General features: G+C 44.8%; 14 protein-coding genes. 6 read left to right on the plus strand and 8 right to left on the minus strand.

The features are described 5' to 3' along the window. Nucleotides 1–65: 65 nt before the first annotated feature. Both CWO08_RS09870 and cls read right to left on the minus strand, forming a co-directional pair. Nucleotides 66–1,250 (minus strand): cystathionine beta-lyase, encoded by a 1,185-nt coding sequence (locus CWO08_RS09870; RefSeq protein WP_107898767.1) that lies wholly within the window; start codon nucleotides 1,248–1,250, stop codon nucleotides 66–68. Nucleotides 1,251–1,431: 181 nt separating this feature from the next. Then, on the minus strand, nucleotides 1,432–2,886 hold the full coding sequence (cls, locus tag CWO08_RS09875) for a cardiolipin synthase (protein ID WP_108020357.1): 1,455 nt from the start codon (nucleotides 2,884–2,886) through the stop codon (nucleotides 1,432–1,434). A gap of 366 nt (nucleotides 2,887–3,252) precedes the next feature. On the opposite strand from cls, the gene CWO08_RS09880 reads away from it, so the two are divergent. The 4 genes from CWO08_RS09880 to CWO08_RS09895 all read left to right on the plus strand — a co-directional run bounded on the left by CWO08_RS09880 (nucleotide 3,253) and on the right by CWO08_RS09895 (nucleotide 8,352). Then, entirely contained in the window at nucleotides 3,253–4,686 is a 1,434-nt protein-coding gene (locus CWO08_RS09880; RefSeq protein ID WP_102431602.1) for a sodium-dependent transporter, read from the plus strand. A gap of 209 nt (nucleotides 4,687–4,895) precedes the next feature. Further along, entirely contained in the window at nucleotides 4,896–6,512 is a 1,617-nt protein-coding gene (locus CWO08_RS09885) for a methyl-accepting chemotaxis protein (protein ID WP_108020358.1), read from the plus strand. Nucleotides 6,513–6,691: 179 nt separating this feature from the next. After that, a complete protein-coding gene (locus CWO08_RS09890; protein WP_108020359.1) occupies nucleotides 6,692–7,390 on the plus strand; it encodes a TIGR01621 family pseudouridine synthase in 699 nt (232 codons plus the stop codon). 8 nt (nucleotides 7,391–7,398) lie between these two features. Next, entirely contained in the window at nucleotides 7,399–8,352 is a 954-nt protein-coding gene (locus CWO08_RS09895; protein WP_108020360.1) for a class I SAM-dependent methyltransferase, read from the plus strand. A gap of 78 nt (nucleotides 8,353–8,430) precedes the next feature. On the opposite strand, the gene CWO08_RS09900 is transcribed toward CWO08_RS09895, so the two are convergent. From CWO08_RS09900 to CWO08_RS09920, 5 genes are all read right to left on the minus strand, one after another. Beyond that, nucleotides 8,431–9,051, minus strand: coding sequence for a CDP-alcohol phosphatidyltransferase family protein (locus CWO08_RS09900; RefSeq protein ID WP_108020361.1), 621 nt, complete (start codon nucleotides 9,049–9,051; stop codon nucleotides 8,431–8,433). After that, complete coding sequence (locus CWO08_RS09905) at nucleotides 9,041–9,691, minus strand: ATP-binding cassette domain-containing protein (protein WP_108020362.1); 651 nt, start codon at nucleotides 9,689–9,691, stop codon at nucleotides 9,041–9,043. The genes CWO08_RS09900 and CWO08_RS09905 overlap by 11 nt, the downstream gene beginning before the upstream one ends. Beyond that, nucleotides 9,657–11,357 carry an ABC transporter permease gene (locus CWO08_RS09910; protein WP_108020363.1) on the minus strand — a complete coding sequence of 567 codons (1,701 nt, stop codon included), beginning with the start codon at nucleotides 11,355–11,357 and terminating at the stop codon, nucleotides 9,657–9,659. Before CWO08_RS09910 ends, CWO08_RS09905 begins: the two co-directional genes overlap by 35 nt. 5 nt (nucleotides 11,358–11,362) lie before the next feature. Further along, on the minus strand, nucleotides 11,363–12,529 hold the full coding sequence (locus CWO08_RS09915) for an ABC transporter substrate-binding protein (protein WP_102431609.1): 1,167 nt from the start codon (nucleotides 12,527–12,529) through the stop codon (nucleotides 11,363–11,365). Between the two features lie 357 nt (nucleotides 12,530–12,886). Further along, nucleotides 12,887–13,333: an META domain-containing protein gene (locus tag CWO08_RS09920; protein WP_102431610.1), complete on the minus strand. Its 447-nt coding sequence runs from the start codon at nucleotides 13,331–13,333 to the stop codon at nucleotides 12,887–12,889. A 191-nt stretch (nucleotides 13,334–13,524) separates the two neighbouring features. On the opposite strand from CWO08_RS09920, the gene CWO08_RS09925 reads away from it, so the two are divergent. Both CWO08_RS09925 and CWO08_RS23970 read left to right on the plus strand, forming a co-directional pair. Further along, nucleotides 13,525–13,785 (plus strand): DUF1289 domain-containing protein, encoded by a 261-nt coding sequence (locus tag CWO08_RS09925; protein ID WP_048609553.1) that lies wholly within the window; start codon nucleotides 13,525–13,527, stop codon nucleotides 13,783–13,785. A 109-nt stretch (nucleotides 13,786–13,894) separates the two neighbouring features. After that, nucleotides 13,895–14,062, plus strand: a complete 168-nt coding sequence (locus CWO08_RS23970) for a hypothetical protein (protein WP_009846446.1) — start codon at nucleotides 13,895–13,897, stop codon at nucleotides 14,060–14,062. A 59-nt stretch (nucleotides 14,063–14,121) separates the two neighbouring features. Here the strand turns inward: CWO08_RS23970 and CWO08_RS09930 are convergent, their stop codons facing one another. Beyond that, complete coding sequence (locus tag CWO08_RS09930; protein ID WP_017065764.1) at nucleotides 14,122–14,424, minus strand: thiamine-binding protein; 303 nt, start codon at nucleotides 14,422–14,424, stop codon at nucleotides 14,122–14,124. Between the last annotated feature and the right edge of the window lie 114 nt (nucleotides 14,425–14,538).

A 14,538-nucleotide genomic window follows, 5' to 3' on the forward strand; every position in this document is an offset into this window, starting at 1 on the left:
ATACGCTGAATTGAAAAAGGCAGGAATATCCTGCCTTTTTGGTCTGAGTCTGTTAACGATTTTAATTAAATGAGCGCGTTGTAACGCTCTAATCCTGCCTCTAGGTCTGCAATCAGATCATCAACGTCTTCTAAGCCGATATGAACACGAATCAAAGTCCCTTCGAAGTTAGGGTTCGCTACTGTTCTTAGGCTGTTAAAGCTGCTTGGTTCATTCGCTAGAATCAAGCTTTCGAAACCACCCCATGAGTAACCCATACTAAAGTGCGTCATACCATCAAGTAGCGCTGTGGTCGCTTTGGTATTTGAGTTCTTCAGCACGAAAGAGAACAAGCCATTCCCGCCAGTAAAATCTCGTTTAAAGAACTCATGACCAGGACAAGATTCAAGCGCAGGGTGACGAACGTGGTCAACCTCAGGGCGAGTCTCTAACCATTTTGCCACTTTCAAGCTGCTTTCTGCGTGTTGGCGTAGGCGAACATCAAGAGTACGAATACCACGAAGGCCGAGGTAAGCGTCATCTGGCGAAACACATTGCCCCATCAGGTAGCTCTGTTCTCTTAACTGGTCCCAACATTTTTCATTGGCTACCGCAGTCCCTAGCATCACATCAGAGTGACCAACGATGTATTTGGTTGCTGCTTGAATCGAGATATCAACACCGAAATCAAACGGTGAGAAGTTAACACCAGCAGCCCAAGTGTTGTCTAACATAACAATGATGTCATGTTCATGAGCAATACGTGCGAGCGTTGGAATGTCTTGAACTTCCATGGTGACAGAACCCGGAGATTCGGTAAACAGCACCTTAGTGTTTGGCTTAATAAGGTCTTGGATGCCTTCACCAATTGTTGGTTCGTAGTAAGTTGTTTCTACACCCATCTTCTTCATGATGGTGTCACAGAAATCACGAGTCGGTTCGTAGCAGGTGTCGACCATCAGAATATGGTCGCCCGTTTCTACAAAAGAGAGAATGGCGTTAGAGATTGCTGCCGTACCACAAGGGTAGAGTGCACAGCCTGCGCCGCCTTCCACTTCCACCATGGCATCTTGGAAGGCGAAATGAGTATTGGTTCCACGACGTCCGTAAAAAAGTGTTTTGTTAGCGCGGTTAATTGTAGCTTTACGCTTCTCTTCTACTGAGTTGAATACGACAGTTGAAGCGCGCTGTACTGGTGGGTTAACGACACCATTGGTCCACTTCTTATCACGACCTGCAGTGATCAGCTTAGTGGTTTTGTTCTCGGACATGCTGTGAATTCCTTATCAATCGGTTATCTTCTATTTAAAACATGCCAATAGTCTTCAAAGCAAGAGGGGAGCAGGAGTTTTTACGCTTTTCTTTCGCTTTTTAACCTTTTACTTAATCAATGGTGAAAGGTTAAAAACTTACGGGAGGAAGTGATGAGCCGCAATCGACTCATCATATGTATTACAGAAGAGGGTTGAACAAATAGAACAACCTTTCAAAGAAGCGATTTCGCAAGTTTCTCTGTTCCCACTGTTCTAGTACTACTGGGTGAGATGATTCTATATAAGACTGTTGTAGTTCAGAGAGCTGCTGAGTGAAGTGCACGTCATCTACGGCTAGCGTCACTTCGAAGTTGAGCCATAGGCTGCGCATGTCAATATTGACCGTTCCGATCAAACAAAATTCTTCATCGATCACTACCGATTTGGTGTGAAGAAGCCCACCGTAAAACTCGTAAATCTTAACGCCGGCTTCAAGTAACTCGGTATAGAAAGCGCGCGAAGCCCACTTAACCATTAATGAGTCGTTGTTGTGTGGGATGACCAGTTCTACATTGACACCGCGTTGCGCTGTCATTTTGAGTGTTTCTAATAAATCGGCACTCGGTACAAAGTAGGGAGTTGTGATACGAACAGAATGGTTTGCCTGATTAATCGCAATGGTTAGAACTTGCAGGATCAAATACTCCGGCATGCCTGGACCAGATGGCACGACTTGCACAGGGTGATGCGTCATTACCTCTTCAACCGGACATTCAGGTAAATCAGGAAGGATGCGCTCGCCCGTTTCCACTTCCCAATCCCAACCATGAATTGCCGAAAGTACATTAACGGTTGGCCCCGTTACGCGTACCATTACATCAATCCACTGGCCAACACCTGAATTTTGCTTGAAGTGAGCGGGGTCAACCATGTTCATTGAGCCAGTGTAGGCGATGGTTTCATCAATCACGATGATTTTACGGTGTTGTCTTAGATCTAGACGACGTAAGAAAATACGCCAAGGGCTTACTTCCAATGCTTGTACAACTTGCACACCGGCGTCTTTCATCATTAAGCGCCAGTGACTTTTAAAAAAGCGCGGGCTACCTGCAGAATCAAGCAAAACTTTAACATCCACACCACGTTTCGCAGCTCGAATGAGAGCGGAAGCAACCGAATCAGTTAATCCTCCAGGGTGCCAAATATAGAAAACCATCTTAATACTGGTTTGGGCATTTTCTATATCTTCGATAATTGCGTGTAAGATCTCATTGGGAGAAGCTTGCAGTGAAAGTGTGTTTCCGCTGAGTGCAGGAATGCCCATCCGATTGTTACAAAGTTCATCAATCTTGTGGATAGGGGAGCCGACCTTTCCTGGAAGGTGGAGCTGACAATCATCTAGTTTTCGGAACCAATCACCAAATGGAGTAAACATGCGATGTGCGCGTTCAGCCCTTTTCCTACCTAGGTTTAGCTCTCCGAAAAGGAAGTAACAAGCGACACCTACAATTGGGATAATGTAGATAACCATCAACCACGCGAGAGAAACGCTGACAGAGCGTCGTTTTAGTACGACACGGAAAGTCACACCGGCTACAAGTACCCAGTATAAAGCGACAGAAGCTAAAGTTAAAAAATGGTAGAGCTTTTCCACATTGAATACTCGAAAAAAGAGACACTTAGATAGTAATGCTATTTTACGGATATGGGAATTTAAGGAATCAACTATTTACAAATTAGAGCTAAAGCTGTAAACAGGTTATAGTTGTTAAGTTTTGGTTAACTTAAGACGAAAACGATTGTTTTGTATGAAAAGGCGGCATTTAACCATAAAAATTTACATTGGTAACGAAATATATACGGTTCGGGCTTCCAATTTTATTCTTAAACTGGTTTACTTGCTATATACGAGCGTCAATCAAATCTTTTAGGTGTGTAAATTTTTTTATACGCCTTATCTTTTAAAGACGCCACTCAAAGCAAAACACAACATCACATAACACAAAAGTTTGGAGTACACGTGGCTACTAGTAATACAACCACAACACCCCGCGATACCTGGGGTTCGAAGTTAGGATTCGTAATGGCTGCAGCAGGTTCTGCTGTTGGTCTAGGTAACATCTGGAAATTCCCATACACAGCAGGCGAAAGTGGCGGCGGTGCATTCGTTGCAATTTACCTGTTTTTTGTAATCTTCATCGGTTTCAGTGTGATGCTGACTGAATTTGCGATTGGCCGTCATACGCAGAGATCAGCAGTAGGTGCATTTAAATCAACTGACCGTCGCTGGACGTTCGCTGGTGTTATCGGTGTAGTAAGTGGTCTGCTAATCATGGGTTTCTACCCTGTAGTAGGTGGCTGGTCTATCGCATACATCGGTAAAATTGCTGGTGGTCTACTAGACGCACCTGAAGCAATCGGTGACAGCTTTGGTGGCTTTATCTCAAACCCAGTTCAGCCACTTATGTGGATGGGCTTATACCTACTGCTTAACGTTGTCATCGTTATGAAGGGTATTTCTGGCGGTATTGAGAAAGCGGGTAAGATCTTAATGCCACTTCTTTTCATTATCCTTATCGTGGTATCAATCAAAGGCATCATGCTTCCGGGCGCGATGGCTGGTCTTGAATTCCTATTCAGCCCTGACTTCTCTAAAGTAGACAGCGGTGTAATCCTAGCTGCACTAGGTCAAGCATTCTTCTCACTATCTCTTGGTATGGGTTGTATGTTGACTTACGGTTCTTACCTGAAGAAGAAAGAGAACCTAGTTCAAACTACCGCTATGGTTACGGCAATGGATACAGGTGTTGCTATCCTAGCTGGTGTTGCAATGTTCCCAGCAATGTTCGCATTCGGTATGGAGCCTGCAGCGGGTCCTGGTCTGGTATTCGTTGTTGTTCCTCAGCTATTCGCTGAAATGGGCGGCGTAGTGGGTCTTCTATTTGCTCTTATGTTCTTCGTTGGTCTGAGTGTTGCGGCACTGACATCTTCAGTATCTCTACTTGAAGTTGTGGTTTCGTACCTAATCGATGAGAAAGGCATGAAGCGTGTAACAGCTGTACTGTCTGCGAGTGTCGTAATGGCGATTCTATGTATCTTCGCTTCTCTATCACTTGGTGGCTTCGGTCCAACATTGTTCGGTACTGGTGCGTTCGATATCTTCGACTTACTAACTGATAAGATCTTCCTAGCAGTTGGCGGTATGTTGGTATGTATCTTCGCTGGTTGGAGACTAAACCGTGCTGACCTAGAGAAAGAGATCACTAACGACGGTGAAGTATCTTTCCCACTATTCGGTCTATGGTACACACTAGTTAAGTACATCATCCCAGTAGCTATCGCTATCGTTGCGTTCATGGGTATCTCTTCTGGCTTCGACAGCGGTAAAGGTGCAATCATGCTACTAGGTATTGGTATCATTGCTGGCTCTGCGCTTATCTCTAAGAAGCTATAGTTTTTAGAAACCAAAGTTCTTAGAAGCTAGAATCGCAAGTTAAAGTAAGTTAAGAAACGGGAGCCCATGGCTCCCGTTTTTTTATGTGAGTATCTTAATTCTCTTCGAAAAATAAAAAACATTCATTCACTAAAGTTATCCGTGTGCTAGCCGATATAATAAATGTTAAGGGCTGTTTTGGCCGATAATTTTATTTAGGTAGGTGTTGTGTGAAATTGTCAGTGAGAAAGAAACTGTATGCCGGTTTTGGCTCTATATTGGCGGTGCTTGTCACGTTAGTCGGTATTGTATGGATAGAAGTTATTGGGGCCCATAAAAGCGCTGATGAGATTAGAATGGATGATGTACCGGGTACCGTTACCTACCTTGTATTGATAGATGAAGCGGGCGATGTTTATCGGGACGCTTTGGGCGCGATTATTCAGGTTGATAACGCGTTGAACGATTATCGAACCAATAAGAACGAGTTTGCTCAAGCTATTGAGCAGGCGAGGCGTTTGGAGAGCAGAGGATCGGAAGATCATCGACGTATTCAGCGAATTGAAGACTTGATGGGGCGTTTCACTCAAGAGTTTGAAGCGAAGCTTGTGCCTAAGATCAATGATGAATCCGAGCTACTAGCAAACATCCAGCAGCTTCGATCTTTGTATGAGAGCAACCTAATCCCAGTTGAAAACTTACTGGATCAAGCATCAGCAAGTGAGCGTGCTGATACAGAGCAATCACTGCTTGTATTAACCGAGTCGTTTACCACGATTGAACGCACCATTATGGTGTTGTCTGCCATTGCGATTGTATTTGGTAGTGTGATTGCGTATGTATTGTCTAGCTCTATCACTAACCGTTTAACTCGCGTTGAACAAGTAGCGCGACGTGTGGCAAATGGTGACCTAACGGCTGGGGATATTGTTGATGATTCAGGCGATGAATTGGCGGATCTTGCTAAGTCGATCAACCAGATGCAGAAATCTTTGGTCGACCTCTTGGGTTCAATTTCTTCTGTGACCAACCAGGTCCAATCTGTGACAGGTGAACTATCTTCTATCAGCCAAGACATCGTGACGGGTGCTTCTGCTCAAGCTGACAAAGCAAACCTGATAGCAACGGCTGCAGAAGAGCTAAGCTTGACCATTTCGGAAGTGGCACAGCAGGGCACCTCTACTTATGAAGAAGCTCGACGTTCTGAGTCTTCAGCAGAAGATGGTCGTAACGTGATTGTAGAGATGGTAGCAAGCATTCAACAAGTTTCTGCTCAAATGAGTGACATGTCGGTACAGATGAACACGCTGGGTTCGCATGGTGAACAAATTGGCAGTGTGATTAAAGTGATCGAAGACATTGCAGAGCAGACGAATTTATTGGCTTTGAACGCGGCGATTGAAGCGGCGCGAGCTGGTGAGTTTGGCCGAGGTTTTGCCGTGGTAGCTGACGAAGTAAGAGCGTTGGCTGAAAGAACCACTAAAGCAACGCAAGAAGTGTCTGGCATCATCCAATCGATTCAGTCTGGTACTCAAGAAGCCGTAACTTACACTCAAGACAACTGTCGTTTAGTTGAAATTGGTGTAGAGCAAAGCACAGGGGCGGTATCGGCTCTAGAAGCAATTGTTAGCGGTGCGGGCAATGTACAAAGCATGGTTAACTCAATTGCGACTGCGGCAGAAGAACAGACAGCGGTGACCAAAGAGATTGCTGCAGATATTACCGCGATCAGTGATATCTCAGAGCAATCCTTGCAACTGGCGACTCGCAGTTCTGAAAACACTTCAGGTTTGAATGCTAAGGTTGCTGAACTAGAATCATTAGTCGGTAAGTTCAAACTTGCTTAGTGCTTAGTGCTTAGTGCTTAGTTCGTATTCGATAGAGGCTAAAAGCCTATTACCGAAAGCGAACAAATAAAAATAAGCCCAATGATTCAATGTTTATTGAGTGAGTTGGGCTTTTTCGTAGCTGGAATCTGGGTTCAGACACGGTATACTCCACGCTCTACAATGGAGCTAGCTTTTACATGTTCGACATTCTTCTGAACCATTCAGATTTTTTACTCATTAATAAGCACCCTGGAGTCAGCGTCCACAAAGACGATGGTGACACCATGCTGCTACAAGAAGTCGCTAATGCGCTTAATGAGCCGAAGTTATATCTCGTTCACCGCCTCGATAAAATGACCTCAGGTATTCTACTGTTAGCAAAGAGTGCCTCGGCAGCGAGTGAGCTTTCACATCTGTTCGCAAAGCGTGAAGTCGAGAAGTACTACCTTGCGATTGGTTCGAAGAAGCCAAAGAAAAAGCAGGGGTTGATCTCAGGTGATATGGAGCGTTCACGACGTTCAAGCTGGAAACTACTGACAAGTACAGAAAACCCAGCGATTACCCAGTTTTTGTCTGCAACCGCTGAACCCGGTGAGCGTCTACTTTTGTGTAAACCCTATACGGGGCGCACACACCAGATCCGTGTTGCGATGAAGTCGATCGGCTCAGCCATTGTTGGTGACCCTATTTATAATCCATCGAGTGAGGCTGACAGAGGATATCTGCATGCATTCGCGATTCGATTTACCTATCAATCACAAGCCTACGAATATGTCTGTGACCCAAGGAACCTAGATTCCTTAGGTGAGAAGTGGCATCAAGAGACTGTGTCTGCTGGTTTAGACAGTTGGCTTGAACCTTGGTCATTAACTTGGCCGAAGCTAAATACTAAGTGAGTGAAATAATGGAAGCATCAGCTTTACCTCTGTTTTTTAGTCATATTGAACAGCAACTTAATGAAGTGCCGAATGAACTACGCCGTATTTTTCACGGTCGCGGTAAGTTTTGGCCAGGTCTAGATCAACTGACATGTGATTGGGTTGATGGGCAGTTATTGGTTAACATATTCAAAGAGGTGGATGACGAATTCTTATCATCTCTTAAAGCTGGATTGGTTGATCTGACTAATAAAGACATCTGGCAAGCAAAGCAGGGCACAAGTATTGTTCTGCAACACCGTTATGCCGATGGCGCGCCTTCAGAGGTTTTATGGGGCGAACTCAATGACTCACCCGTTGTGGTTGAGCACGGTCTTAAATATCAACTCGACATTGGCCGTAATCAGAACTTCGGTTTGTTCCTAGACATGCGTAATGGTCGTCAGTGGGTGCAAGATAATGCCAAGGATAAGAATGTTCTTAACCTGTTCGCATATACTTGTGGCTTCTCTGTCGCGGCTATCGCTGGTGGTGCTCGTCAATGCATGAACGTGGATATGTCTCGCGGCTCGTTGAATAAAGGTCGTGATAACCACCGTCTTAATGAGCACGACATGCGCTCGGTTAACTTCCTTGGCTACGATATCTTTAAGTCGTGGGGGAAAATCAAGAAGGGCGGCCCTTACGAGTTGGTTATCATCGATCCACCTTCGTTCCAAAAAGGCAGCTTTGCTCTAACTAAAGATTATAAAAAAATCTTACGTCGTTTGCCTGAGCTTCTAACAGAAGGTGGTGAAGTGATTGCCTGTGTGAATTCACCTGCTGTATCACCAAACTTCCTGATTGAGACGATGGTAGAAGAAGCACCAAGCGTTGAGTTTATTGAACGTTTAGACAACCCGCCTGAGTTTGTTGATGTCGATCTTGATTCGAGCCTCAAAGTTCTGAGGTTTAAGATAGGCGCTTCTGCTGACGCTTAATTGATTCTATACATCAGTTAGAAAAAACGCCGCTCATATTGAGCGGCGTTTTTGTATCTTGTTTTTGTCGTTAGAGCACTAGATCTCTTGCTGAGTCTTAAGAGTTTGGAACCCAAAATAGATACGCATAAATGTAGTCAGCCAGCAAGCTGCACCAAAGGTATAGGCGATAACAGCAAAGTGTTGTGGCCAAGTACAAAAGGCAATGAAACAGGCGATGGTCTCTGTGCCTTCAGTTAATCCAGACATGTAGTAGAGCGACTTATGCTTATAAACGGGGTTCTCGATACCTCGCTTGCCCGCCATTACCGCAAACGCCAAAAAGCTACTGCCTGTACCGATAAAAGAGAAGATCAAAAATGCACCGGCAATGGCGTTGTGCTCTGGATTGGCAATCACAAAGCCAAAAGGAATCAGCGAATAGAAAAGGAAATCCAAGCTGATGTCGAGGAAACCACCCGCATCACTGATGCCTTGGATTCGAGCCAAAGCGCCATCAAGTCCGTCGCAAACCCTGTTAAATACAATAAACCCCAATGCCAATTCGTATTGCTGAAATGCTAATGCTGGAAATGCTAAACACCCAACCAGAAATCCGAATAACGTGGTTTGATTGGCCGTGATACCCAATTGGTTCAGTAACTTAGCCGACTGATTCAATGGCCATTTAATGACATTAATGGAGTACTTATCCAGCATGATGACTTCTCCATGGCCAAGACAGTACTTCTGCCCCTTGAGGCACATCGGCTTCGTCGTGCGTGACCATTAACGTCGGGATATTTGCTTTGGTCAATTGTTCAAACACCCAATCGCGAAATTGTGATCTTAATTCTTGGTCTAACTTACTGAACGGTTCGTCGAGTAGGGCGAGTTTCGGCTTGGCTAGTAACATACGAGTTAAGCTTATTCTTGCGCGTTGACCACCAGATATTTGATCAGGAAAAGACTCTGCCAAGTGAGTCAGCTCTATGTCTTTTAGTGCAGCCATGGCTTGCTGTTGACGAGCGGAACCCTTAACCGAATTAGGTAATGAAAAGGCTAAGTTCTCCCATACTTTTAGGTGCGGAAACAACAAGTCATCTTGAAACAAAATACCGACTTCACGCTGATGTGAAGGCAGGTCATCTAGCTGAATATCGTTCAACACAACGCTGCCAGAATACGAAAACTCTTCACTTAAGTGACCAGCAATCGCATCCAGTAAGGTCGACTTTCCGCAGCCACTCGGCCCCATTAAAGCCAGTATTTGGCCAGATTCTAATGTTACGTTTAGCGCTGAGAACAGCGAATCCCCATCGGTTTTACGGATGGCGAGGTCGTTGAGGTACAGACTCATTACTTAGGAAACCTTTAAAAGTAAGACGGCGATATCTAAGTTGAAGTCGGCTGACCAATATCGCTAAAGAGAAAAAGAACAGAGGCAATAAGGCCTGCCAAATGGCATAGATTGCTGTCACCCTGCGGTCGAAACCACTGGTTAGGGCAACCGCTTCTGTGGTGATGGTGCTAATACGGCCCGCACCTAGCATCAATGTTGGAAGGTACTGGGCCAAACTCACACTGATCCCGACCGCCCAAGCAAAGGCAATAGCAGGAAGCAAGATTGGCAGTTTGATTGAATACCAACTCTGAAATGGCGATTTACCCAGGCTAAGCGAGGCTTTAATCAACCCATCGTTAAAGCTTTTCCATGGGCCGTCCAAAGAGAGATACACAAACGGGAAAGCAAAGAAAACATGCGCCCAAATCACCCAGAACTCATAGGCACTACTGCCAACGTAGAGGGTCGTGACTTGCATACCAAACAACACCGAGAGTTGAGGTATCAACATCGGAATGGCGATAATGAAGCCCGGAACTTGCCACTTGTATTTGATTCTGTATTCGTGAGCAACCAGCGCAAGCAACAAAGCGACTGAAGCGGCAATCAAACCAATCCATAAGCTTTGTCCGACGGTACTCATGATGCCATCCCACTCAAACTCCCAGAAACGCATGCTATATCGGCTAGGGAGTAGGTCTGGGAAACGCCAACGTTGGGCAACACTCCAAATCACCATCAATGGAATGATAAGCAGTGATAACGCAGCAAGTACAGTAAACACGGTTTTCCCAGGAAGGTTCGCGCCTGTTCTGCCTGAATATTGCCAAATTCGAAAGTATTTAAGGATCGCCCATTCAACGAAACGTGCTAAGGCGATGATTAACGACGCTAAACCAAATAGAACAATAGCTCCGGCTGCTGCTCGCGGCAGTAGGTTAAGATCTGGATCGTTAAACCATTGCCATACTAATACCGCAAAGGTTGGCGGGTTTGTCGGGCCAATGATCAAAGCAATATCGACAACCGAGACACTGTAAGCGAGTACCGCCAGCATTGGGAAGCGAAGCTTAGTAAACCATTGTGGGAAAATACATTTCCACCAAATCTGAGCACGGCTATAACCCAGAGATGCACTGACCTTAGTGATACGTTCTACATCAATTTGCTGCAGTGTCGAAATGCTCATCAGCAACAAGAAAGGTACTTCTTTGAGTGCGAGCATAATGATCAAGCCGAACGCGTATGGGTCTTTCACCAATAACGCCAATTCTGAGCTCGTAGCCGATTCGCCAAGCAAGTGATGCACGGCTCTGGCTCCAAGCCCTGTCGGGCTGAATAGGAAAGCAAAGCCGATAGCGAAAGCCACATGCGGAATAGCAAGCATTGGCGATAGCGTTAATTCTATCTTTCTCCAAAACTTGTTTCCCCAAGAGGCTTGAAGAATACAAAAGGTTAGGAAGCAGGCTATATAGCTGCTTGCAATCGCTGAACCTAGGCTCAAGCCAATAGAGTGCCAAGCTCCTTCCCATTGAAAGACTTGGCTAAAACCGTTGAGTGTTGGTTCCTCTAAACCTAGGGGCGGGATGAAACTCAGTGACGAAGCCACGACTCCCGCCACCCCAGGAATGGTTGGGATAATGCACACAGCTATAACAACAAAATATAGAGCGCGTAGCATAAAGATTAGTTACCGTATCGCTTCAGCCACTCTTTCTCGAGCGCGTTTTGCCAGCTAGGGTGTGGTTCATCAATCGATTTAAATTGTTGGGTGTTTTTAGCGCTGCCAGTGAGGTACTTGCTGCTCAGTACCGAAGGGTCGCCCCAAACATTGAGGTCACCTTTACGAGATTGCGCTTCTGGGCTCAGCAAGAAGTTAATGGTCACTTGAGCTCCTGCGGTTGCATTGGCATTCCAAGGAATAGCAAGGAAGTGAATGTTAGATAAAGCGCCGCTTTCTAGAGCATAGGCCTTAGTGGTTTCGGCTAGGCGACCACTTGCTTGTGCTGAATAAACAGAGTTTGGATTGAACGTAATCGCGAGATCGAGCTGTCCATCATCCAAAAGTTGGATACTTTCTGATGTGCCTGCTGGGAATTGTTTGCCACCGCGCCACGCTACTTTATGGAATTTATCTAAGTAAGCCCATAGTGGTGCTGTAACTTCTTGGAAGTTGTCTTCTGAAACAGGCTTAGCGAGTTCTGGGCTGTTGTTGGTTAGTTCAATCAGTAGAGACTTAATGAAGCTCGTACCATGAAATTCTGGTGGGCGAGGGTAGCTTAATCGGTTCGGGAAAGCTTGAGCGTAGCTCAACATCTCTGAGAATGATTGTGGCGGGTTGTGTAGTGTCTCTTGGTCATGAATAAACACCAATTGTCCAACGCCCCAAGGTGCTTCAAGGCCTTCTGTTGGTTCAGAGAAGTCGACATCAATCGGCAGAGACTTATCGACATATTGCCAGTTTGGAAGCGACTCCGTGAACGGGCCAAACAACAAAGCGTTATCTTTCATCGAACGGAAGTTTTCGCCATTGATCCAAACGATATCAACACTGCCTTCGCTGTTCTTGCCTGCCGCTTTTTCAGCAAGCAGTCGAGTGGTGGTTTCCGCAATATCGGTTACTTTCACATGCTTCAACGTGACACCGTAGTTACTTTGTAACTTCTTGCCTGCCCATTGTAGGTAACGGTTGATCTCTTGGCTTCCGCCCCAAGCGTGAAAGTAGACAGTTTCTCCCGCTGCCTGCTGTTCTATTTGGTTCCAACTCTCGGTGGATGTTGCTTCATCAGCATAAATGGTTGCGCTGTATGCAACGGTTGCCATGATTCCTAACGTACTTACTATCTTGTTCATAAACTTTTCCATTTGGTAGTGAACGGGCAAGAGCATTGTGTTTTCGAACTCCCTTGGGCGTGTTGACCTTTCGTGGCTAACGAAAGATCAACACGGCATAATAGTTATTCTATCTGTTTCTCAAATAAATTCTAATTCAACAGTAAATTCAATCAATTACTAGGGGCCTTTGCCATCCTAGCAACAGACCGTTAAAGCGGTGAATTAATTGCACCTAAATGAGGTTTTTTTGATATTTATTGGAGGTTGGTACGAAAAGAAGGTGAGAAGTAGAGTTTTTAATGATTAGGTTTTGAGCAAGCAATAAAAAAGGAGCCGTGAAGGCTCCTTAAATCAATATCTGGTGTCGATGATGGGTTAGTTTACCCAGTCACGAATTGTGTACGTTAGTGTGTGTACATCGTTTTTCAGTACTAGCGTATCGTTTGTTAGCGTTACGTCGCTCCACTCGCTTAGAGTAGCTGAAACCGATTGTTCGATTTCCATCGCTGAGCCCTGACACATTTTCATTGTCATGCCCATTTGTTTGATACGGAATTGACCGTCTTTCAGCTCACCTTGACCGAAGAAGTTGTTACAACCAGCCATGCCGTTTGCAGTCATCTTTTCGCCGATCTCTAGACGAGGAGCTGCTTGGTCTTCGCTTTTCACAATGTCCTTGCCATCAATTTGCGCAAGTTCCCAATTATGGTGCTGTAGATCGGTTGGTGTTACTTGCATCGCGTTGTCACCTGTTGTTGTGCATGCTGCTAGCATCATAGGTAAAGCGGCTACTGCTAGTAATTTTTTTGAACTAAACTTCATATTATAAGGCTCCAAAGGAAAGAACGAAGTTACCGAATAAGTGTAACTTGATGGGTTCAAAGTATAGTTTACAAAACACTATATGTGTCAGTATAAGGTCATAGTTTAGTATGGATTTCATGAGCTAGGCGACAAATTAATCGCTTATTTTTGAGATAGTAAGCGTAATTTTAAATGTGTAAGGAGGCACGGTGGAGCAGTTAGAGTTTTTCCAAGTTCCAAGCCCTTGCGTTGGGGTTTGTTCAAGCGATGACAAAGGCTATTGCAATGGTTGTATGCGCAAAAGAGAAGAGCGCTTCAATTGGATGTCGATGACACCGTCAGAACAATTGCACGTCATAAAGCTGTGTCGTCAGCGCTATAGAAGAAAAATAATGAAACAAAAAAACTTGGTTGGTAAGCAGGTCGACGAAGAGGGAAATACCAGTCCCCAAAGAGATCTTTTTGGCTAAAGAGGAAGTGTTTAGATTTTATTTAACTCCGAAGTAACTATTACTTTACATAATGGTTGGGGTGTAATATTAAGGTAGGTACCTTTGTACCTGAAGGAGTGTTATCGGTATGAATAAAAAGAACGTAAAACTCAAAAAAGAGCCAGTCAAAGCACTAGACCGAAAACCGATCGGGGCAAAAGATGACCCTGAAGAGACTCCGCGTGATTGGCATTCGATGTCAGAAGAAGAACGAATGGAAATCCTTTCTCACCTCTCAGACATGCCTTTCCAATAACACCACTGGTTTTCTTCAGAGTCTTTCTTAAGGCTCAGTTTTTAGAAACAAAAATGTGATTAAACAAACATGTGATTCGCTTTCGTTACACCACGATGGTACGTGCAAAATGTATCATCGGCCTCGGTGGTTTTACTGTGAATCTTAATGTTGGTGATCACTTCTACAGCCCCTGCATCGTAGCAAGCTTGTTCTGCTTTTTTAACGATATCGAGTAATTGGTTGAGTTCACCTTTCATCGTGGTTTCCATCGCACCGACTTGGAAAGGCACATCGGCAGCTTTCACAACTTCAATGGCTTTATCAACCACTTCGAAGTTGTTGCCTTCTTTAACGCGAGGTATCACTTGGAAGGCAACCATCACTTCTTTTTCTCTTTTTAACTCAGACACTTTCTGCTTACTCTAGGATAGGGAATTGTTGCAGATGATAGGTTAATGCGGAGACGAATTCTACAGCGGTTATGCTGGTTGGAT

This window comes from Vibrio sp. 10N.286.48.B8, from assembly GCF_003050085.1.
Lineage (GTDB): Bacteria > Pseudomonadota > Gammaproteobacteria > Enterobacterales > Vibrionaceae > Vibrio > Vibrio crassostreae.

Coding starts and splice junctions, on each gene's coding strand:
- CWO08_RS09915 (WP_102431609.1), bottom strand. CDS start 12,529: ATGAACAAGATAGTAAGTACGTTAGGAATCATGGCAACCGTTGCATAC.
- CWO08_RS09920 (WP_102431610.1), bottom strand. CDS start 13,333: ATGAAGTTTAGTTCAAAAAAATTACTAGCAGTAGCCGCTTTACCTATG.
- CWO08_RS09930 (WP_017065764.1), bottom strand. CDS start 14,424: ATGGTTGCCTTCCAAGTGATACCTCGCGTTAAAGAAGGCAACAACTTC.
- CWO08_RS09870 (WP_107898767.1), bottom strand. CDS start 1,250: ATGTCCGAGAACAAAACCACTAAGCTGATCACTGCAGGTCGTGATAAG.
- CWO08_RS09905 (WP_108020362.1), bottom strand. CDS start 9,691: ATGAGTCTGTACCTCAACGACCTCGCCATCCGTAAAACCGATGGGGAT.
- CWO08_RS09900 (WP_108020361.1), bottom strand. CDS start 9,051: ATGCTGGATAAGTACTCCATTAATGTCATTAAATGGCCATTGAATCAG.
- CWO08_RS23970 (WP_009846446.1), top strand. CDS start 13,895: ATGAATAAAAAGAACGTAAAACTCAAAAAAGAGCCAGTCAAAGCACTA.
- CWO08_RS09910 (WP_108020363.1), bottom strand. CDS start 11,357: ATGCTACGCGCTCTATATTTTGTTGTTATAGCTGTGTGCATTATCCCA.
- CWO08_RS09890 (WP_108020359.1), top strand. CDS start 6,692: ATGTTCGACATTCTTCTGAACCATTCAGATTTTTTACTCATTAATAAG.
- CWO08_RS09895 (WP_108020360.1), top strand. CDS start 7,399: ATGGAAGCATCAGCTTTACCTCTGTTTTTTAGTCATATTGAACAGCAA.